This window comes from Hymenobacter sp. H14-R3 (assembly GCF_030063445.1).
In the GTDB taxonomy this organism is placed as follows: Bacteria; Bacteroidota; Bacteroidia; order Cytophagales; family Hymenobacteraceae; genus Hymenobacter.
The window spans coordinates 127415-147081 of the sequence record NZ_JASITD010000005.1 but is presented as its reverse complement, the minus strand read 5'-3'; the positions used below and the strand labels follow the sequence as shown (position 1 = coordinate 147081).

Below are 19667 nucleotides of genomic sequence, written 5' to 3'. Positions count from 1 at the left end.
AGCTCAAAAACAATGCTTCTCTCCTACCTCAAAATTGCCTGGAAAGTCCTGCTCCGGCGTAAGTTCTTCACGGCCATCAGCCTGTTTGGTATCAGCTTCACGCTGATGATTTTGCTGGTGGTGTACGCGCTGTTCGACTTCACCGTGGGGCCGCACCGGCCCGAGCTGCAGGCAGATAGGCTGCTGTACGTGAGCCGCATGCAGCTGCTGTACCGCGAGGGAGGGCAGAGCAACAACGCGGTGGGCTACGGCTTTCTTAATCAGCATATTCGCACCCTCAAAACGCCCGAAAAGGTATCGCTCAGCGAAGCTAATTTCAACGTGGCCACGGCCTACGTGGGGCAGCAGATTCTCAAGCTCGACCTCAAGCGCACCGATGGCGAGTTTTGGCAGGTGCTGGATTTTGACTTCGTGGCCGGCCGGCCCTACAACCCCACCGAGGTGCGCGACGCGGCCCACCTGGCGGTTATCAACGAGAGCACGGCCCGGCGCTACTTCGGCACGGCGGTGGGTGTGGTGGGCCGGCCGCTGGAGGCGGATGCCGTGCGCTACCAGGTGGTGGGCGTGGTGCGCGACGTGCCCGTGGCCCGCGCCAACTCCTACGCCGAGGTGTGGACGCCCGTGACCACCGGCCCCGACGACCTGCGCAAGCCCGACCTGCTGGGCAAGTACCAGGCCATTGTGCTGGCCCGCCAGGCCGCCGACGTGCCCGCCATCCAGGACGAAGTGCAGCAGCTGGTGCGGCACACTCCGCTCCCCGACCCCAAAATATTTAAAAAAATAAATATGCGCGCCCAAACCCTGCTGGCCTCCTACACGGCGCGCTTCGACGACAACGCCGGGGCCGACGGCGGGGTGGGACGCTTCACGGGCCTGCTGCTGGGGCTGGGGCTGCTGTTTATGCTGCTGCCGGCCCTCAACCTGGTGAATATCAACGTGAGCCGCACCCTGGAGCGCTCGGGTGAGATTGGGGTGCGCAAGGCGTTTGGCGCCACGGCGGGCCGGCTGGTTGGCCAGTTTTTGCTGGAAAATATCTTCCTGACCCTGCTGGGTGGCGTGCTGGGGCTGGGGCTGGCGGCGGGCGCGCTGGCGCTGCTCAATGGCAGCCACTTTTTTGCCTATTCCAACTACGCCCTCAACGGCCGGGTGTTTGGCGTGGCGCTGGGAGTGGTGCTGTTTTTCGGAATTCTGTCGGGGGCCTACCCGGCTTATAAAATGTCGAAGCTACAGGCCGTCAAGGCCCTTAAAGGAGATATCGCCGCATGATACGCCACCTGATTACCCTGATGTGGAACCGCAAGCGCGCCAACGGCTTGCTGATTCTGGAGATTTTGCTGGCCTTCGTGGTGCTCTTCGCCGTGAGCAGCGTGGGCGTGTACAGCTGGCTCAACTACCGCGCCCCGCTGGGCTTCACCTACGACAACGTGTGGAAAGTGCAGCTCAACCCCGGCACCCAGCCCGCCGCCGAGCAGTTTGCCAGCTTGCAGCGGGTGCTGGCGCGGCTGCGTAGCACGCCGGGCGTAGTCACGCTCTCGCGCAGCGTGGACAACACGCCCTTCGCCTTCACCACTAACACGGCGGAGTTCAAGGCGCGCGAGGGGAAGAATAGACCGGACGCTTACGGCGATATATACGATGCCGGGCCCGAATTGCGCGACGTGATGGGCCTGCGCATGGTAGCCGGCCGGTGGTTTGACCAGCGCGACGAAGTAAGCGCGCGCTACCCGCCCATCATCGTTACCGAGCTGACCCAGGCGGCGCTGTTTCCCGATGGCAAGTCGGCACTGGGCCAGCTCATTACCGACAACGACCGGGAAACTTACCGTATCGTCGGCGTGAGTGGGCCCTACCGCGCCGGGGGCGAGCTGAGCGAGCCCCAGCCGGGCTACTTTCTCTACATCAGCCCGCAGGATACGGCGCGGGCACTCTTCAACCTGCTGGTGCGGGTGCAGCCCGGCAGCGGCGCGGCCCTCGAAAAGCAGCTGAATGCGGAAATAAGGGCCGCGAGCGGCGGCTGGGCGAGTTCTATCGTGGCCCTGCCCGACGAGCGTGCAACGAAGCTCAAGTTCAGCCTCACGCCCCCCGCCATCCTAGGCGTGGTGTGCGTATTCTTGCTGGTCAACGTGGCGCTGGGTCTCTTTGGGGTATTGTGGCTGAACATCAACCAGCGCCGGGCCGAGCTGGGGGTGCGCCGGGCGCTGGGCGCTACCGGGGCGGCTATCAGCCGGCAGGTGCTGGGTGAGATTCTGGTGTTGACGACCTTTGGCCTGGGGCTGGGGCTGCTGGTGGCGGCGCAGTTTCCGCTGCTGGGCGTGCTGGATGTGAAAGCCGGCGTGTATGGCACGGCCATGGCGCTGGCGGCGAGCGGCCTCTACCTGCTGGCCACCGTCTGCGCGCTGTACCCCAGCCAGCTGGCGGCGGGCATTCAGCCCGCCGTGGCCCTGCGCGAGGAATAATAAAGCAGCGGGTGGGGCAACTACCGGGGCCGGCTCCTCATCTGACGAGGAAAGGAAACGAGCGTAAAAAAAGACTTTTCGCCCCCGTAACGAACGCCCGGCTGGCCCGGTACCCACCCCAAACCTCCTTTCAGTCAACTCCTTTCTTCATCACCATGAAAAACCTTCTGCTCGCCGCCGCCCTTTGGCTCGTCGCCCTCGCCCCCACCCTGGCCCAAACCGGCCGCGAAGTGCGCGCAGTCCCCACCTTCCACGCCCTCGAAGTGAGCAGCGGCATCGAGCTGCACCTAGTGGCCGGCCCCACCCAGCGCGTGGAAGTGAGCGGCGATACCCCCGAAAACCAGGCCCGCATCCAAACCACCGTGGAGGGTGGCGTGCTGCGCGTGAAGTTCGACATCCTCCAATCGAAGCCCTGGCGGCGCGACCACCGCGGCCGCCTCCAGGCCTACGTAACCGCCGCCCAGCTCACCGGCCTGCAAGCCAGCAGCGGCTCCGAGCTGGAAGTTGCCGGCCCCTACCCCACCACCGATTTACAGCTCGAAGTATCGTCGGGCGCTACCCTCAAGGGCGAGTTTGCCGCTACTTCCATTCAGGCGCGCCTCAGCAGCGGCGCCGAGGCCGTGGTGAGCGGCAGCACCCAGCGGCTCGACGTGCACACGTCGAGCGGTGCCTCCTTCACCGGCAAAAACCTGCAAGCCACCGATTGTCAGGCCTCGGCCAGCAGCGGAGCCAGCATCACGGTGGCCGTGCAAAAAACGCTGTCGGCCAAGGCCAGCAGCGGCGGCAGCGTGAGCTACGCCGGCTCGCCCACAGTGGCCAAGCACACCAGCAGCGGCGGCAGCGTAGGCGGCCAGTAGCCCCGGGGGGAATTAAAAATGAGGAATTAAAAATTTGGCTGTCAAGCTTTTAATTCTTTAGTTTTTGATTCCCTTCAAAGCATTCGTCAATTCTGATGCTTCGCCCACCCAGCACCTGCCCTTTGCCCGGCGCGCCCCATACCTTCGGCTGCCCTCCATGATTCTGATTATTGACGACGACGTAGCCATTCGCACCTCCCTGCGGCTGCTGCTCAAGCAGGCCGGCTACGCCACCACCGCCGTAGCCGGCCCCGCCGAGGCCCTGGCGGCCGTGCGCGCGGCCCCGCCCACGCTGGTGCTGCTGGATATGAATTTTACGGCTGCCACCAGCGGGGCCGACGGCCTGGCCCTGCTGGCCGAGCTAAAGGCGCTGGCTCCCGCCGTGCCCGTGGTGCTGCTCACGGGCTGGGGCAGCATTGCGCTGGCCGTGGCGGGCATGAAGGCTGGCGCGGCCGAATTCGTCACCAAGCCCTGGCAGAATGAGGCCCTGCTCCAAACCATTACCACCGTGCTGGCCATTCAGGCCCCCGCCGAGGCCGCGCCGCCCGCCGGCCGCAAGGCGCTCAATAAACAATTCGCCCTCAGCAACATAGTGGGCGACGATGCCCGCCTGCTGGCCGTGCTGCGCCAGGTGGGCCAGGTGGCCGCTACCGATGCCTCGGTGCTGATAGAAGGCGAAAGCGGCACCGGCAAGGAGCTGATTGCCGAGGCCCTGCACCACAACAGCCGCCGCCGCCAGCAGCCCTTCGTGAAGGTGAACCTCGGCGGCATTTCGTCGTCGCTGTTTGAGAGCGAGATGTTTGGCCACCGGCGTGGGGCCTTCACCGATGCCCGCGCCGACCGCGTGGGCCGCTTCGAGCTGGCCAACGGCGGCACCATCTTCCTCGACGAAATCGGCGAGCTGGAAATGGCCAGCCAAGTGAAGCTGCTGCGCGTGCTGCAAGACCGCACCTACGAGGTGCTCGGTGACAGCAAGCCCCGCCGACTCGACCTGCGCGTGGTAGCCGCCACCAACAAGAACCTGGCCGAGCTGGTGGGCCAGGGCCGCTTCCGCGAGGACTTGTTTTACCGCCTCAACCTCATCACGCTATACCTGCCTGCCCTGCGCGAGCGCCCCACCGACATTGCGCCCCTGGCCCGGCACTTCGTGGCCCAGCTGCGCGCCACCTACCAGCGGCCCGGCCTGCGCCTGGGTACCGCCGCCGCCCACTGGCTGCAAGCCCAACCACTGCCCGGCAACATCCGCGAGCTCAAAAACCTGGTGGAGCGCGCCGTGCTTACCACTCCCCACGACGAGCTCACGCCCGCCGATTTCCAAGCCAAAGCCGCGACTCCCGTTGCCCAAATCCTCGCCTCACCCCTACCCGCCCCCGGCTCGATGACCCTGGAAGCCCTTGAGGAACAAATGATTCGCCAAAGCGTGACCCATTACCAGGGCAACCTCAGCCAGGTGGCGCGGGCGCTGGGCCTCAGCCGCGGCGCATTGTACCGGCGCCTGGATAAATTTGGCATTCCGTACAGTGAATAGCGCGAACGGTTACCCCACCCCTGGCCCCTTCTCCGCTTAATGCCGCTTCGCCTCCAGCTTACCCTGTTTCTGCTACTACTCTATGGGCTGCTGGCGGCGCTACTAGTGCAGGTGCGCACGAGCAGCCCAGTGCTTTTTATCGCCGGCGAGGTGGCCCTACTAGTCAGCCTGGGCCTGGCCTGGACGCTCTACCGGGGCCTGCTGCGCCCCATTCGGCTAATTGAGGCGGGCACGGCGGCGCTGCAAGCCCAGGATTTCAGCCTGAAATTCCTGCCCGTGGGCCAGCCCGCCCTCGACCGCCTCGTGGCGGTGTACAACGACATGCTCGACGCCCTGCGCCAGGAGCGCCTGAGCCAGCACGAGCAGGGCGTGCTGCTGGAGCGGCTCATTCAGGCCTCGCCGGCGGGCGTGCTGCTGCTCGATTTTGACAACAACATTACCAATGCCAATGCCGCCGCCGCCCGCGCCCTGGGGCGCAGCGCTGGCCTCGCTAGCGGCCGGGCAGCTGCAAACCCTGCGCCTGCCCAATGGCCACACCTACCGCGCCGCCGCCGCGCACTTCTTCGACCGGGGCTTCCAGCGCCGCTTCGTAGTGCTGGAGGAGCTAACCCAGGAGCTGCAAGCGCAGGAAAAAATCACCTACGAGCGCCTCATCCGCCTCATGGCCCACGAGGTCAACAACTCTATTGGGGCCGTGAACTCGCTGCTGGGCAGCCTGCGGCACTATGCCCCACAGCTCGACCCCGCCGACCAGCCCGATTTTGAGCAGGCCCTGGAGGTGAGCATCACCCGCAATACCCAGCTGGCCGACTTCGTGGCCGGCTACGCGCGGCTGGTGCGCCTGCCCCCGCCCGCACCCCACCCGCTCGACCTGCACCAGCTATTGCGCGACCTCGGCCACCTGCTGGCCGCGCAAAGCGTTGCGCACAACATTCAGTGGCACTGGAACTTAGCCGATAACATGCAAGCTATAGCAGCCGATTCCCAACAGCTCACCCAAGCCCTGCTCAACGTGGCCAAAAATGCGCTCGAAGCCATCGGGCCCGGCGGCGGCCACGTGTGGGTGCGCACCACTGCCGAGCCGCCCGCGCTCACCATCGAAAACGATGGCCCTCCCCTCACGCCCGAAGTCAGCCAGCGGCTATTCACGCCCTTTTTCAGCACCAAGCCCAGCGGCCAGGGCATCGGCCTATTGCTGGTGCGCGACATTCTGCGGGCCCACGGCTTCGCCTTCCGCCTCGAAACCGGGGCCAATGGCCGCACCGCCTTCACTTGTGCGCTGACTACGGAACAAATCGGTTTTTGGCCGTAGCAATTGACGTTAAGTAGCCCCGGAGAGGCGATATGCCAATAGTAACCAGTTGCCCAGCAGGCCTGAAGCTCCGGAGGAGCGACACTCAACTTCCGCAGACGCTGGGTGTCGCTCCCCCGGAGCTTTGGTTTTTTTCCAATTCCCTAATCTGTTGCCTTGTCGACCCTTTGGGGCGGCCGGTGGGTGACCATAGCCAGCGAAAAGCGCTATTGGCTGGTTTCCTTGGTGCGCCACAGGCGCCACCAAGGCAGGTAGGGCTGGTCGTGGTGCTCGTAGTGGTAGCCAAAGAAGTAGCAGCTCACAAAAGCCCACACGTGGTGCCGCAATTGACTGCGCGATTTATGGTGGTTATCAGCCTCATGCTCACCGCGATGCGGCAAATAAGTACCGAAGAAAAATAGTTGCAACGTGGCCAGCACGGCCGGTATCATCCAAAAGGCAATGACGTTGGCCTGCGGAAAATATAGCTTCAACACGTTGTAAGTCAAGGCCATCGCTAGTACCTGCCACCAGGTTACGTAGTTCCAGGCGAAGCGCAGCAGCCAGGGTAAGAAGCCAGTGTAGTGCTCGGGGTGAAAATCGGGGTCTTCCTGGGTGCCCACGTGGCGGTGGTGGTCGTGGTGCTTGGGCAGCTGCCGCGGAAACCAGTTGTAGGCAAAAAGCAGCGCGCACACCGTGCCAAGGGCGTTGTTCAGCCGCTTATTGGGGCTCACCACGCCGTGCATGGCATCGTGGGCCGTGATGAAGAGCCCGGTGTACAAGTGCGTTTGCAGCAGCAGCAGCAGGTAGGGCGCGGGTGAGCGCCAGTCGGGCCGATACCAGCCCAGCAAGAACGCCAGCAGCCCGCCCCAGGCCGCCATAATCACCAGCGCCGCCAGCACACCCCGCCCCCGCAAAGGAGCCGGGGCCACCCGCACCCCCTCCACAACAGCAGGAACCGCCCGAACGGAATGCACAGCCTCTACCAAAATGCAAAAAAACTAAATTAAACCAAAGCCCCCAAAACCAAACCAAAGGATAGCCAAGGAGCGAAGCGACGTATCTGCGAAATCCGTTAAATCTGCGGTCTAGAAGCGCTCCAACGCGTCGCGCACCTGCTCCATCAGCCACATAGGCGTGCTGGTGGCTCCACAAATACCCACCGACTGCCCGGGCGCAAACCAGCTGGCACATAGCTGCTCAGTATTCGATACAAAGTGCGTTTGAGGATTAGTTTCCTTGCACACCTGATAAAGCACCTTGCCATTCGAGCTTTTAGTACCCGACACAAACACCACTTGGTCGAACTGCGCCGCGAAGCGTCTCAAAGCTTCGTCGCGGTTGCTCACCTGCCGGCAGATGGTGTCGTTGGCGTTAATATTGTAGCCGCGACTAATGAGCTCATTCTTAATAGTATAGAACGAAGCCGTACTTTTTGTGGTCTGGCTGTAAAGCGTAATATTGGTGGGTAGCTCGTGGCGCAGCAGCTCGTCGAGGCTCTCAAACACCACGGCCTCACCGCTGGTCTGGCCCAGCAGGCCCAGCACTTCGGCGTGGCCGTGCTTGCCGTAGATGAATATTTTTTCGCGTCGGTCGAAGCTGGTTTTGATGCGATTCTGGAGCTTGAGCACCACCGGGCAGCTAGCGTCGATGAGTGTCAGGTTATTTTCCATGGCCCGCTGGTAGGTGCTGGGCGGCTCGCCATGCGCCCGAATGAGTACCGCCTCGTCGCGCAGCCCCTCAAACTGTTCGTGGCCAATGATACGCAGGCCCTTTTGCTCCAGGCGGTGCACTTCCTCATCATTGTGCACGATGTCGCCTAGGCAATATAAATAGCCTTGTTCCTCCAAGATATCTTCGGCCATTTGGATGGCGTAAATCACGCCAAAGCAAAAGCCGGAGTTGGGGTCGATGCGAACGCTGAGATATAAACCAGATGGCATAGCGCGAAGCTAACTACCAACGGGCCCACAAGGTTACCATTCGGGTTCAAATTTCGAATGATAACGTGCTGTTTTTAGTGGTTTTCGCCTACCCTTTCACGCGGGCCAAGCGCTGGGCGTCGTCGTCGCTCACGTGCTTGCGGTCTACCAAAAAGCCCCGCACCGTCTGAAATGCCTCGGCATCCATGCCCGAGCCGGGGTGCTGCAAAGCAGCATCGAGCAAGAAAGCCTTATCCTCGTCTACGTGCTTGCTCAGGCCCAGGAAGGACGGCAGGTTGCTTTCTATCGAGAAGCGCAGAAAGCGGATTTCGGCGTTGTCACCGTCCAGGGCCACGGCTTGGTCAAACGTTTTGGCGGCCTGCTGCACGTAGGTGAGCTTACTGAGCATGGAGGCATCACGGGCCTTAATAGCCTCAGAAGCAGCCTTATAGCCTAGTACTAGCGCATCCTGGCCAGTGTAGCCGTGCAGCAGCTGGTAGAATTTGTCGCCGGCCTGCTTGTCGGCGGCGGCTTGCTCGTAGTGGTAGCGCAGGGTGGCGGGCTGGTAGGGCGACATGGGCAAAATTCGGAGTAAAGGGCGACCCGCTGCCGCGCCGGAAGCTGCTGGCAGCGCGCTCAGCAACACAAGAACAAGCAGTCGTTTCATGGGCACAAAGCTAGGGCGGAGGCAATTATGGGGCCACTACCGAGCTTAGCCAACGCCGCTACCGCGCGCAAAGTGCTTCGCGCCGGCCTACACCGCCCGCAGGCGGTAGCGCAGCCACGAGCCGGCCAGCAGCAGCAGCTTGGTATTGTCGGGCAGGCGCACGCGCTCGGCCAGCACCTGGGTGGCCGGGGCCCGCCGCAGCTTGTGAAATAGCTTGAGGTAGTAGATGTAGGCCAGATATACGCCCATGCGGGCCGGCCGCGGCAACTGCTGAATACCCACGTAGGCGGCCTCAAAATCGGTGCAGATATCGTCTTCCACCGCCTGCTTGGCGGCGTCGTCAAACTGCTCGTAGCGTAGACCAGGGAAGTACACGCGGCCCCGCTCCTCATAGTCGGAGCGGATATCGCGCAAAAAATTCACCTTCTGAAACGCCGCGCCCAGCCGCCGCGCCGGGGCCTTCAGCTGCTCAAACAGCGCCGGCTGGCCCTGGCAAAACACGCGCAGGCACATCAGCCCCACCACTTCGGCCGAGCCGTAGATGTATTGCTCGTATAGCTCCTGGCGGTAGTTACGGTCCTCCAGGTCCATTTCCATACTTCGCAAAAAAGCATCAATGAACTCGTGATCAATCTGATACGCATTCACCGCCCACTGAAAGGCGTGCAGCACCGGATTGAGGCTGAAGCCCGCCGCGATGGCCGCGTAGGTATCGCGCTCAAACTCGGCCAGCAGCGCCGCCTTGTCCTGGGTATGGAAGGTGTCCACGATTTCGTCGGCCCAGCGCACAAACCCATACACCGCGTAAATGGCCCGGTGCAGCGTCTTATCCAGGGTGCGGATGCCCAGCGAAAACGACGTGCTGTAGCGCCGCGTAATGAGCTGCGCGCACGCCAGGCTGGTATCGGTAAAGAGTTGCTGTTGGTCCATGTGACTATCAAAAATCGGCTGTCCTTGCGAGCGCAACATTCTGCGCATCAAGCAGAGATGGAGCGCTCGCAAGGACGTTTTTTTACTTCTTAATTTCCTTCATGACCTCGCCCGCCACCACCTGGCCCGAAATGAGCGAAGGCGGCACGCCCGGCCCCGGCACCGTAAGCTGGCCCGTAAAGTACAAGTTACTGACCTTGCTACTCTTCAGCGAAGGCTTGAGGATAGCGGTCTGTTTCAACGTGTTAGCCAAGCCGTAGGCGTTGCCTTTGAAGGAGTGGTAGTCGGCCACGAAGTCGCGGTGGGCGTAGCTGCGCTTGTATACTACGTGCTCGCGGATGGTATGGCCGCAGTGCTTTTCGAGCCGGTCCATTATCAGGTTATAATACTTCTCGCGGGTGGCCTCGGGGTCATCGAGGTCGGGGGCCACGGGCACGAGTAAAAACAGGTTTTCCTGGCCGTCGGGCGCCACCGTGGGGTCGGTTATGCTGGGCACCGAGGCGTAGAACAGCGGCCGGCTGGGCCACTGCGGCACCTCGTAAATCTCGTGGGCGTGCTGGCTGAAATCTTCGTCAAAAAACAGGTTGTGGTGCCGCAGCCGGTCCAGCCGGCGGTTCACGCCCAGGTAAAACAGCAACGACGACGGCGCCATGGTGCGCGAGTCCCAATAGGCGGGCGAATAATGCCGATACTCAGGCGCAAGCACTTGCTGCTCAATATGATGGTAGTCGGCCCCGGCCACCACCGCATCGGCGGGCCAGAAGCCGCTGGCGGTGCGCACGCCGGTGCTGCGGCCTTTTTCCACTACTATCTCGCGCACCTCCTGGTCGTATTCTATTTTAACGCCCAGCTCCTGGGCCAGGCTCACCATGCCACGCACTATCTGATGCATGCCGCCCTTGGGATACCAGGTGCCCAGCGCCAGGTCGGCGTAATTCATGAGTGAGTAGAGCGCGGGCGTGTTCTCGGGCGTGGCCCCCAGAAACAGCACCGGAAACTCGATGAGCTTCAGTAACTTGGGGTGGCTGAAATACTTGCGCGCGTGCTTGGCCATGCTTTGCAGCAGGTCGAGGCGCACCGCGCCTTTCACAATTTCCCAGTCCACAAACTCCAGCACCGAGCGGCTGGGCAGCTGCACAAATTTGTTGATGCCTACCTCGTACTTGTACTTGGCCTGGGCCAGAAAGGCGTCGAGCCGCGCCGCGCTGCCCGGCTCCAGGCTTTCAAATAGCTGCCGCAGCTCGGGCATGCCGGCCGGGATATCCACAGCATCGTCGCCCTCAAACATGACCTGGTACGACGGGTCGAGCCGCACCAACTCGTAGTAGTCGGCCACCTTTTTGCCAAACCGGGCGAAGTATTGCTCAAACACGCCTGGCATCCAGTACCAGCTCGGGCCCATGTCGAAGGTAAAACCCTGGGCCTCAAACACGCGCGCCCGGCCGCCGGGGCCGCTGTTCTTTTCGAGCAGCGTTACCTGCCAGCCGGCCTGGGCTAAGCTACTGGCGGCCGATAAGCCGGCAAAGCCGGCTCCGATTACTACTGCGTGGGGCATTCTAGAGTAACTATAAGTTTAATCAATACTTTCATAAAGTACTGAGCAACAATTATTTATCTTCTTTAAAACAGCTCGGTGTACAACGGTCGCAACTCCTCACTGGCGGCTTTCAACAGCTTGGGGGTTAGCGTAGGGGAGCCAAAAATAGCGTTCAGTACGTCCTCCCAGAGGTAGGCAATCAAGCTTTGCTGCTCAGTATCTACGTCATCATCTAAAAACTCCGGGTCGATTGGTTCTTGGGATTCTTCGGGCAGGTACGGTACGAAATTGTGCTTGCAGGCCAGCAGTAGCGCCAGGTTTTCGCGGGTGCCGAACTGCTCCGCAAACAGCTTGTAGTGCTTGTGCGACTGCGTGGAGAGCAGACAATGCATAAACACGGGCAGCGTCGTCTTGTTAATGCCAAATCGCGCCACGAAGGCCAGCGTAAACTTCTCCTGGATGGACTGGTGCTCCTCATCCACCGTGCGCATATACTTGGTTATCAGACTAAAGTACGTATCGCTCACCAGTCCCAAGGCAAACACGGCAAACGTCGAAGGCATGGCGCAATCTTCCGCGCTCAAGTTATTATACCACTCGTGGGGCTTCATCGCCAGGTTGGCGTATTCTACTAACAAGGGGTACAGGATTTCGTAGCGCACCGCATTGCCAAACAGCGCGTTAACCCCTTTTTTGGGCAGGCCTTTGATGGGCAGCCAGTGCTTTTTATGCGCCGAAAACTCGATGGTGTAGCTGCGCGGAAAGTCGGTTTGCAGCAGCTTATTGAGGAAGCCCAGCGCCAACCGGTAGCTTTCGGGCCCTTCCTGCTTCACCGCGATTTTTATAGTGGCAAAGGCGTCGTTGGCTACGCAGCTCACGCTTGCGTCCTTGTAATCAGTCACTTCGAGGGGCAGCGTACCGCTCCCGAACTTCTTGAGTTTGGCTACTTCATCCGAGCCAAGCGCGGTGACCATATCAAAATACCGGTTGGCCGTAACGCTGGCGTAGCTGGGGCCAAATTTGAGGTGGCAAACCGCCACGTAGCACATAAATTTCAGGTAATCGGGGTTGATATTGGTCAAGTCAACCCCAGGATTCAGCACGTATTGCACGTTCCACTTATCCCCGGTATTCGTAAAAAACGGGTCGCGGACGGTAGCTTCCAGCCACTTATCTATGGGGTAGTGAATGCCGTTGAACCCCTTGGAATCAATTTTGCGCAGCTTCTCTACAAACTCAGTGGCCTCAGCCAACACAAACGGCTGTTGCTGAAGGTAATACGCTATCAGCGGGCTATCGAGGCAGTCTCGGTAGCCCGGCAGCCGGTATGGGTTGGGATAGGCCTTCGTGGCCCGGCACGTACCGGCAAAAACGGCTTCCACGTACTTCGCCAGCACCGTTTCGTTGCCCTCGATGGTGGCGATATAGTTTCGATTCATAAGAAGCAAGCGGGCCTTTGAGGTACACAAAAAAACCGCGCCTACCGAATAAACGGTAGGCGCGGCTTTCGGTTTGGGAAGCAACTGGCTAATCCTCTACTTCTTCTAATACGCTACCGGCGCGGTCGGCGCCAGCGGGGGCATATACTTTGAGGGCAGTTTTGAGGTCCTTGCGGGCAATGTGAATGCGGTTTTTCACGGTGCCAATCGGGATTTGCAGCTTCTCGGCAATCTCCAGGTACTTGTAGCCGATGTAGTACATCATGAAGGGCGTGCGGTAGTCGGTGCCCAGGCTGGCAATGGCCTCGTTGATGTCGCGCACCACAAAATCGGTGGTAGCGCCGTTGTGCGTGATGTAGTTCTCATCGGTGTTGAAGTACTGGAAGTACTCCGTCGAGTCGATGTTGGAGCTACGCTTGGTTATCTTATTATAATTGTTGATGAAGGTGTTGCGCATGATGGTGTACAACCATGCCTTCAAGTTGGTACCCGCTTTAAACTTGTCCTTGTTGAGCAGTGCTTTCAGCAACGTTTCCTGCACTAGGTCCTTGGCATCATCCGCGTCGCGGGTGAGGTTCATGGCCACGGGCCGAAGCGAAGAAGAAATTTTCTGCACTTGGGAGGTGAATTCCAGAGAAGTCATATTGTAGAAGGGTTCGTAGCAGAATCTTAAACAAAGATAACGCATGGGCCGGTAATACGGCTCACCAACCGATAGTTTTCTCAGCTTTTGTTCGCCTCCTTCCAGTCGGCTGGCCGAGGCGGACCTGTGTACGTACAAGATTGCCCGGCAGATGGTATACGCGCGTTACTTTTCCGCTAACTCTAACTTAACTCCTTGATTTACAAAGGGAATTAAATCGCGGAATTCGTGCAGGCAAGCCAGCGGCATACAGCCTTCGGGCAAGCCAGCGGTTTGCACAGCCAGCGAACCAAACAGCATAACGGTGGCTTCGGGGCACTGCGCGCGCAGCGCAGCAGCAAAACTTTGCACCTGGCCGCGGGCCGGCGCGGTGGTGAGCACCGTAGCCAGCACTGTAGGCCGGAAAGCCTGCGCAGCGGCCACTACATCGGCAAGCGGCAGGTTGGGGCCCAGGTAAAGCACCTGCCGGCCGCGGGCCCGCAGGGCGTAGTTCATAAAGAGCAGCGCCAATTCCTGCCACTCGCCCTCGGGCAGAAAAAGCAGCCAGCGAGGCGCATCGGCCTGCGAAAGCGGAATGAGGGGCAAGGCATCGGCCGAGGCCATGAGCTCTTGGCGCAGCAACTGGGCCACGAGGCGCTCCTGGGCCAGGCTCAGCGAGCCGGCCTTCCACGACACGGCCAGGCGCTGAAGCAGCGGGTAGCCCAGGCGCAGCAGCGTGTCCTCGGTGCCCAGCTCGCCAATGGCCTCGTCGAAAAGGCGGTGCAGGCGAGGCTCATCAAGGTCGAGCGAGGCACTCATGAGGGCATTGAGGCGCGGGCCATCGGCGGGCTGCACCTCGTTGCAGAGGGCCAGGGCGGCCATCTGGCATTCTTCTTCGCTCAGGCGCACCACCTGCGAGATGCGCTGGCCGCGCCCGCACAGCGTAGCTACGTTGAGCAGGCGGCGCAGGTCCGCTTCCCCGTAGGTGCGGATGTTGGTAGCGGTGCGGCTGGGTTTGAGCAAGTTGTAGCGCTGCTCCCAGATGCGAATGGTGTGCGCCTTCACACCGGAAAGCTGCTCCAAATCGCTGATAGAGTAATGGGCCACTAGTTTGTTTTTTAGAGAAGAATAAATAAGAATCCCGCCCTCGGCCGGGTAGCCAAGCAGCGGGAAACGCCTACCTGAATAAGTTATAATCTACCGAATATCCTCATCACGTTTCCTTAATTACTAATTCACAAACCCCGCAAATAGTTTGCCAGCCGCCCACGGCCCAGCTTAGTTTGCGCGCTTAGCGGCCTGCTGGCGGGCCAGGCGCAGGTACTTGGGCGACACCCACAGCAGGCCAAATTCCTGCGAATGGTCGCGGCCCTGGGTTTTGTGGTGCATTTTGTGGGCCATATTGAGGGCGCGCAGGTACACGCTGTCGGTCTTTTTCCAGAACGGCAAGCGGCCGTGAATCAGGCCGTCGTGCACAAAGAAATACACCGTGCCATAGGCCGCAATGCCCACGCCCACCCAAAACCACCACCGCTGCCCATTATCGCCGGTGATAAATAGTGCGGTCGAAATAGCCCCGTAAATCACAAAAAACCAGTCGTTTCGCTCAAACGGGCGCGGACTGGGCCGCACGTGGTGCGAGCGGTGCAACACCCACAGCGGCCCGTGTTGCACATACTTATGCATGAACCACGCCCAGAATTCCATGAAGGCGAAGGTGGCCAGGGTAATTAGGATACTACTAAAAATAGACATAGCAGAAGTAATTTGTCATTGCGAGCGCAACATTCTGCGCATCAAGCAGAGATGGAGCGCGGCAATCTTTCCTTTTACGTTGGGTTAGTAACCCTCTCGGCCAAGGAAAGATTGCCGCGCTCCACTTCATTGCGCTCGCAATGACAGGATTGAAAGGATTACCAATCAATCTTTTCTTTGTTTAGAAACGCGGCAATACCGCGGCGGCAATCGTCGGAGGCGCGGGTGGCGGCGTTGCGCTCGGCGGCGTAGCGCAGGCCATCTTCGAGGGCCAGCTCGGGCAGGCGGGCCAAGATTTCCTTGGTGATTTCGATGCTGTGGCCCGAGTTTTCGCGGGCCAGGCGCAGGGCGTAGGTACGCACGGTTTCGGCCAGTTGGTCGCGCTCCGCAATAAACGTAATGAGCCCATAATCAAGGGCTTGCTGAGCCGTAATGATGTCGCCGCTCAGCAGTAATTGCTTGGTGCGGGCCTCGCCGATGCGACGCAGCAAAAACACGCTCACCACGGCGGGCAGGAAGCCAATTTTAACTTCGGTGTAGCCAAACTTGGCCTCGGGCACGGCAAACGTGATATCGCAGAGGGCCGCCAAGCCGCAGCCGCCGGCCAGGGCGTGGCCCTGCACCTGCCCGATAACCAGCTTCTTAAGCGTATAAATCTGGTGGAACAGCTGCATCAGGTGCGTGCTGTCGGCCAGGTTTTCCTGGTAGGTATTGTCTTGGAGCTCTTGCAGATACTTGAGGTCGGCCCCGGCGCAAAACACGTCGCCGGCCGCCCGCAGGATGATGACCTTTACTTTATCGTCGGCTTCGGCCTGCTCGAAGGCTTGCTTCAACTCGGTTACTACGTTGGCGCTGAGTGCATTGCGCTTAGCCGGGCGATTGAGGGTGATGTACGCCAGGCGGTCCTGCACCTCGTATTGCAGAAAGCGGAGGGTGTCGAGTTCTGGGGAGATATAGTCGGTCATAGTGCGGTAAAATACGGTAAAAGCGGGCGGGTAGATTAAACGGGGCGCGCGGGCGGGAAGTATACCGGCGGCGGCGCGGGAAGTTACCGCTGAGGTGCGCTGAGGGAAGGCGCTGAGGTACGCTGAGTTGTTCAGCGGCCGGGCGGTAGCTGGTAGGTGAAGGCACCGCGCTCGTTCACATCCCAGGTGCGGAAGCCGGCGGCGCGCAGGGCCGAATCCTGGCGGGCGATGTACCAGCGCTTGCACGACGAGTCGAACACGACTTGCGCGCCGGTGCCGAAGTGGGCGGCCAGGGCCTCGGGGTAGAGGTAGGGGTTGCGGCGCAGCACGATTACGTGGGTAGGCTGGGTGGGGGCCGCACCGGCCAGCCGGCGCAGACTGCCGCTCACGAAGGCCACGCGCAGGCCGCGCCACTGGGCTAGCACCAGCGGCGCGGGTGGGTAGCGGCGGGTGGCCTCGGCGCTGTCGGGCGGGGCAATCTGGCGGGCGGGCACGGCCGAGCCTGCCCAGCCCACGCAGTAGCGCGGGGCGCGCACGCGGCGCAGTATCAGGCTGGGCTTGAGGCGGTAGGTGCGCTCGGTTTCGGAGAGCGGCAGCGAATCGACGGTGGTAAACTCGACGGCCGCGCCCTGCCAAAAGCCCACCACCGAGCGGCGCGGAATGCTGTACACCACAAATTCGCGCACTGGCGCCACGGCCCGCGCCTCGGCCACCCGGCTGCCGCCGTAGAGGGCCAGCAGGGCCACGCACCACCCCGCCCAGGCCAGCCGCCGCGAGGCCGCAAACACGCACAGCGCCCCAATGAGCAGAAACACCAGCACCGTTTGCCCCTGGCTGAGGTGCACGCCGCCCACCACGGCCCCCGGCAATACCCTGCCAATGAGGAAGATATACTCGTTGAACAGCCAGATGAGCCCCTGAAACAGGTAGCCAATTAGCCGCGGCAGCCAGTCGAGCCCCGCCGCGGCGGCCGCGGGCAGCGCCAGGCCTACCAGCGCCACCAGCCCCTTAGCCAGCAGCAGCACCACGCCCACGTACACGGCCAGGCTCGAAATGGGTACCGCTATCAAGTTGGACAGCAGAAAGTTGAACGGAAATTGATGGAAATAGTACAGTCCCAGCGGAAACGTGGCCACCTGCGCCGCCAGCGACAGCGCCGTGAGCTGCCAGCTGGCTTCGGCGAGCCAGGCGGCGGCGCGGGTGGCTTTTTGCACGGCCGGCGCGTGCCAGCTGCGGCGGCGGTCGAGGAAGAAATTGCGCACATCGAGCCAGCGCACAATGCGCGGCTGCAAGTACACGATGCTCAGCACCGCCAAAAACGAGAGCTGAAAACCCACGTCGCACAGCAGATAGGGGTTCCAGAGCAGCAGGCCGAACGCGGCCGCGCTCAACGTATTAAACAAGCTGCTCTGCCGCTCCCAGGCCTGCCCCACAATCACGAGCGTGAACATGACGGTGGCCCGCAGCACTGACGCCGAGAGGCCCGTCAAAAATGCGTAGCTCCAGATGAGGGCCAGCCCCAGCCCGGCCGTGACCAGCCGCCGCCGCCACACCGCGCCGCCTGAACTGCTCAAGGGCACCCGCGCCAGCAGCCACTGCAACGCCGCAAACAGCAGCCCCACCTGCAAGCCGCTCACGGCCATAATGTGCGTGGTGCCCGTATTGGCGTAGGCCTGCTTAGTTTCCTGGTCAATATCATCCTTAAAACCCAGCACCAGCGCCGTGCCCAGCGCATACTCGCGCAAGCTGGGCACGTAACGGCGCAGCACGCCATCGAGCACGGCGGCCGTGCGCTGGCTAATGGCCACCGGCAGGCTCAACGGCGCGTAGCCCAGCACTTTATATTGCCCCTGGTGCACGTACTGCGCGTGGTACACCTGGTGCGTTTCCAGGTACCGGCGGTAGTCGAATTCGCCCGGGTTGGCGGGGCCTTTGCTGAGCTCGGGCGCGCCCTGCACCAGCCACACCTCACCGTAGCGCGGGGCCGGCACCGAGTCGGCCGTTTCATGGCGCGGCAAGCTAATGCGGATGCCGCCCGTGGCCGCCCGCCAACGCCCAGCCACCCGCACCGCCTGCACCCGCACGGTAGTGGCAAAGGTACTGGCCCGCACTACGGGGGCCTCGTCCACGGTGGCGCGGTAGTACTCAATGCGCGGGGCCAGGTGCCCGATGTGGTCGGGCCGCCGGCTTTCGGTGGCGGCCTGACTGCGGGCAAAGCCCAGCGCCGCCACGGCTAAAAGGCCCACCATGCCCGCCGCATCGGTAGCGGCTGGGCCGGGCCGGCGTTGGCTTACGAACCAGCCAATTATATAAACCAACACCAACGCCGCCGCCCAAGGCGCGGCACTACCCGGCCAGCTCTGCCCCAGGCAGAGGTAGCCCGCAATACCCGCGATAAAAGCCAGCGCCACGCGCAGAAAAGGGGCCGAGGACCAAGTGAGCATGGCGCAAAGATTGGCAGCGCCGAGCAATAGCCTACCGAAATAAGTTAAACTCTCGCTATTCTGCTCTCAAGCATGAAGATTTAAATTCAAAGAGCCCACCGCTAGCGAGGCGGCCGGCTCCTCATTTTGGCATTCGTGCTTTTGAACATCCCCTACCCCAGCACCATCTTATAGTGCTGAATATCACACTCTTCAAACAGCTCTCCTTCCTTGTGGAAGCCCGTGCGCTCGTAGAGTGGAATGGCGCGCAGTTGCGCGTGCAGGTACACCTGGGCCGCGTCGGGGGCTTCGGCGCGCACGTCGGCCAGTACCTGGCGCACAAGCGCGTCGCCCACGCCTTTGTTGCGGAAATCGGCCAGCACGGCGAAGCGCTCCAGCTTGACGCCGCCCGGGGTGGGGCGCCAGCGGGCGGCCCCGGCGGGCTGGCCATCGACGGTAGCTAGGTAGTGGCGGGTGGTAGCGGCGCGGTCATGGGCGTCATATTCGGCCTCGGCGGGCACGTTTTGCTCGCCCACAAATACTTTTTCGCGGATGGTGAAAGCCGCATCGAGGTCGCGCAGGTCGGTGATTTTATGAACGGTAAGCATAGCGGGCGAGGGTCGGCAGTGGTGGTGGCACGCAAATATCCGGCGCGGGCCGCGCCCGGCCAATGGCTACGCAACGGCGCACGCCCCGCGCCCGGGCCGATATTTGCCCCACGTTCATCAACCTATTTTTAGTAACTACTTATGTTTCAGTTCTTAGCTAATTCATTGGCCCGGCTGCGGGCAATCAGCATCCTGGAGGGCGCGTCGCTGTTGTTGCTGCTGGGCGTGGCCATGCCGCTCAAGTACCTGGCGCACGAGCCGGCGGCGGTGCGCGTGGTGGGGCTCATCCACGGGGTGCTGTTTGTGAGCTATGTGCTGCTGCTGCTGCAAAACACCATCGAGCGGCGCTGGTCGGCGGGCAAGTTTTTGCTGGGCCTTGTGCTGTCGGTGATTCCCTTCGGGGCGTTTTACGCCGAGCGGCGGCTGTTTCAGCCCGGTGCGGGCGATGTGATTTAGGCGTTGCGCATTAAGACAAATAGGACTTACGCGCACCGTTTGTCTTTGCGAGCGCAACATTCTGCGCATCAAGCAGAGATGGAGCGTGGCAATCTTTCCTGGTCGTTCGCTTCATAGGTTTACCAACCCAGGTGTGAAGGAAAGATTGCCGCGCTCCATCTCTGCTTGATGCGCAGAATGTTGCGCTCGCAAGGACAAACGGTGCGCGTAA

18 protein-coding genes and 1 pseudogene are annotated in these 19667 nt (G+C 61.5%); 7 read left to right on the top strand and 12 right to left on the bottom strand.

Annotation, left to right across the window (positions count from 1 at the left end):
- Positions 1-12 precede the first annotated feature (12 nt).
- From QMK33_RS07000 to QMK33_RS06980, 6 genes and pseudogenes are all read left to right on the top strand, one after another.
- Entirely contained in the window at positions 13-1266 is a 1254-nt protein-coding gene (locus tag QMK33_RS07000) for an ABC transporter permease (protein WP_283563851.1), read from the top strand.
- Complete coding sequence (locus QMK33_RS06995; RefSeq protein ID WP_283563850.1) at positions 1263-2456, top strand: ABC transporter permease; 1194 nt, start codon at positions 1263-1265, stop codon at positions 2454-2456. Before QMK33_RS07000 ends, QMK33_RS06995 begins: the two co-directional genes overlap by 4 nt.
- Before the next feature lie 155 nt (positions 2457-2611).
- The gene (locus tag QMK33_RS06990) at positions 2612-3313 is read left to right on the top strand and encodes a head GIN domain-containing protein (protein WP_283563849.1); all 702 of its coding nucleotides are present in this window, start codon (positions 2612-2614) and stop codon (positions 3311-3313) included.
- 157 nt (positions 3314-3470) lie between these two features.
- Entirely contained in the window at positions 3471-4841 is a 1371-nt protein-coding gene (locus QMK33_RS06985; RefSeq protein WP_283563951.1) for a sigma-54-dependent transcriptional regulator, read from the top strand.
- Positions 4842-4880: 39 nt separating this feature from the next.
- A pseudogene (locus QMK33_RS23575) lies at positions 4881-5282 on the top strand (sensor histidine kinase); the annotation flags it as partial.
- 1 nt (position 5283) lies between these two features.
- Entirely contained in the window at positions 5284-6153 is an 870-nt protein-coding gene (locus QMK33_RS06980) for a sensor histidine kinase (RefSeq protein WP_283563848.1), read from the top strand.
- A gap of 206 nt (positions 6154-6359) precedes the next feature.
- Here QMK33_RS06980 and QMK33_RS06975 read toward each other — a convergent pair whose 3' ends face one another.
- The 12 genes from QMK33_RS06975 to QMK33_RS06920 all read right to left on the bottom strand — a co-directional run bounded on the left by QMK33_RS06975 (position 6360) and on the right by QMK33_RS06920 (position 19000).
- Positions 6360-7013 (bottom strand): fatty acid desaturase, encoded by a 654-nt coding sequence (locus QMK33_RS06975; protein WP_283563950.1) that lies wholly within the window; start codon positions 7011-7013, stop codon positions 6360-6362.
- Between the two features lie 207 nt (positions 7014-7220).
- Positions 7221-8075: a 4-hydroxy-3-methylbut-2-enyl diphosphate reductase gene (locus tag QMK33_RS06970; RefSeq protein ID WP_283563847.1), complete on the bottom strand. Its 855-nt coding sequence runs from the start codon at positions 8073-8075 to the stop codon at positions 7221-7223.
- An 88-nt stretch (positions 8076-8163) separates the two neighbouring features.
- Entirely contained in the window at positions 8164-8631 is a 468-nt protein-coding gene (locus QMK33_RS06965; RefSeq protein WP_283563846.1) for a hypothetical protein, read from the bottom strand.
- 177 nt (positions 8632-8808) lie between these two features.
- The gene (locus QMK33_RS06960; RefSeq protein WP_283563845.1) at positions 8809-9651 is read right to left on the bottom strand and encodes a phytoene/squalene synthase family protein; all 843 of its coding nucleotides are present in this window, start codon (positions 9649-9651) and stop codon (positions 8809-8811) included.
- Positions 9652-9733: 82 nt separating this feature from the next.
- The gene (crtID, locus tag QMK33_RS06955; RefSeq protein WP_283563844.1) at positions 9734-11206 is read right to left on the bottom strand and encodes a bifunctional phytoene desaturase/3,4-desaturase; all 1473 of its coding nucleotides are present in this window, start codon (positions 11204-11206) and stop codon (positions 9734-9736) included.
- A gap of 65 nt (positions 11207-11271) precedes the next feature.
- Entirely contained in the window at positions 11272-12627 is a 1356-nt protein-coding gene (locus QMK33_RS06950; protein ID WP_283563843.1) for a DUF6138 family protein, read from the bottom strand.
- Between the two features lie 88 nt (positions 12628-12715).
- The gene (locus QMK33_RS06945; protein WP_283563842.1) at positions 12716-13270 is read right to left on the bottom strand and encodes an RNA polymerase sigma factor; all 555 of its coding nucleotides are present in this window, start codon (positions 13268-13270) and stop codon (positions 12716-12718) included.
- A gap of 165 nt (positions 13271-13435) precedes the next feature.
- The gene (locus tag QMK33_RS06940) at positions 13436-14356 is read right to left on the bottom strand and encodes a MerR family transcriptional regulator (protein ID WP_283563841.1); all 921 of its coding nucleotides are present in this window, start codon (positions 14354-14356) and stop codon (positions 13436-13438) included.
- 171 nt (positions 14357-14527) lie between these two features.
- Positions 14528-15004 (bottom strand): sterol desaturase family protein, encoded by a 477-nt coding sequence (locus QMK33_RS06935; protein ID WP_283563840.1) that lies wholly within the window; start codon positions 15002-15004, stop codon positions 14528-14530.
- A 158-nt stretch (positions 15005-15162) separates the two neighbouring features.
- A complete protein-coding gene (locus QMK33_RS06930; RefSeq protein ID WP_283563839.1) occupies positions 15163-15969 on the bottom strand; it encodes an enoyl-CoA hydratase/isomerase family protein in 807 nt (268 codons plus the stop codon).
- A 131-nt stretch (positions 15970-16100) separates the two neighbouring features.
- The gene (locus QMK33_RS06925) at positions 16101-18413 is read right to left on the bottom strand and encodes a ComEC/Rec2 family competence protein (protein ID WP_283563838.1); all 2313 of its coding nucleotides are present in this window, start codon (positions 18411-18413) and stop codon (positions 16101-16103) included.
- A 152-nt stretch (positions 18414-18565) separates the two neighbouring features.
- A complete protein-coding gene (locus tag QMK33_RS06920) occupies positions 18566-19000 on the bottom strand; it encodes a GNAT family N-acetyltransferase (protein ID WP_283563837.1) in 435 nt (144 codons plus the stop codon).
- Positions 19001-19141: 141 nt separating this feature from the next.
- Between QMK33_RS06920 and QMK33_RS06915 the strand changes: the two genes are divergently transcribed.
- Positions 19142-19456 carry a DUF3817 domain-containing protein gene (locus QMK33_RS06915; RefSeq protein ID WP_283563836.1) on the top strand — a complete coding sequence of 105 codons (315 nt, stop codon included), beginning with the start codon at positions 19142-19144 and terminating at the stop codon, positions 19454-19456.
- The last annotated feature ends 211 nt before the right edge of the window (positions 19457-19667 follow it).

Coding starts and splice junctions, on each gene's coding strand:
- QMK33_RS06965 (WP_283563846.1), bottom strand. CDS start 8,631: ATGTCGCCCTACCAGCCCGCCACCCTGCGCTACCACTACGAGCAAGCC.
- QMK33_RS06970 (WP_283563847.1), bottom strand. CDS start 8,075: ATGCCATCTGGTTTATATCTCAGCGTTCGCATCGACCCCAACTCCGGC.
- QMK33_RS06975 (WP_283563950.1), bottom strand. CDS start 7,013: ATGGCGGCCTGGGGCGGGCTGCTGGCGTTCTTGCTGGGCTGGTATCGG.
- QMK33_RS06950 (WP_283563843.1), bottom strand. CDS start 12,627: ATGAATCGAAACTATATCGCCACCATCGAGGGCAACGAAACGGTGCTG.
- QMK33_RS07000 (WP_283563851.1), top strand. CDS start 13: ATGCTTCTCTCCTACCTCAAAATTGCCTGGAAAGTCCTGCTCCGGCGT.
- crtID (WP_283563844.1), bottom strand. CDS start 11,206: ATGCCCCACGCAGTAGTAATCGGAGCCGGCTTTGCCGGCTTATCGGCC.
- QMK33_RS06935 (WP_283563840.1), bottom strand. CDS start 15,004: ATGTCTATTTTTAGTAGTATCCTAATTACCCTGGCCACCTTCGCCTTC.
- QMK33_RS06925 (WP_283563838.1), bottom strand. CDS start 18,413: ATGCTCACTTGGTCCTCGGCCCCTTTTCTGCGCGTGGCGCTGGCTTTT.
- QMK33_RS06920 (WP_283563837.1), bottom strand. CDS start 19,000: ATGCTTACCGTTCATAAAATCACCGACCTGCGCGACCTCGATGCGGCT.
- QMK33_RS06985 (WP_283563951.1), top strand. CDS start 3,471: ATGATTCTGATTATTGACGACGACGTAGCCATTCGCACCTCCCTGCGG.
- QMK33_RS06960 (WP_283563845.1), bottom strand. CDS start 9,651: ATGGACCAACAGCAACTCTTTACCGATACCAGCCTGGCGTGCGCGCAG.
- QMK33_RS06990 (WP_283563849.1), top strand. CDS start 2,612: ATGAAAAACCTTCTGCTCGCCGCCGCCCTTTGGCTCGTCGCCCTCGCC.
- QMK33_RS06980 (WP_283563848.1), top strand. CDS start 5,284: ATGCCAATGCCGCCGCCGCCCGCGCCCTGGGGCGCAGCGCTGGCCTCG.
- QMK33_RS06930 (WP_283563839.1), bottom strand. CDS start 15,969: ATGACCGACTATATCTCCCCAGAACTCGACACCCTCCGCTTTCTGCAA.
- QMK33_RS06995 (WP_283563850.1), top strand. CDS start 1,263: ATGATACGCCACCTGATTACCCTGATGTGGAACCGCAAGCGCGCCAAC.
- QMK33_RS06915 (WP_283563836.1), top strand. CDS start 19,142: ATGTTTCAGTTCTTAGCTAATTCATTGGCCCGGCTGCGGGCAATCAGC.
- QMK33_RS06945 (WP_283563842.1), bottom strand. CDS start 13,270: ATGACTTCTCTGGAATTCACCTCCCAAGTGCAGAAAATTTCTTCTTCG.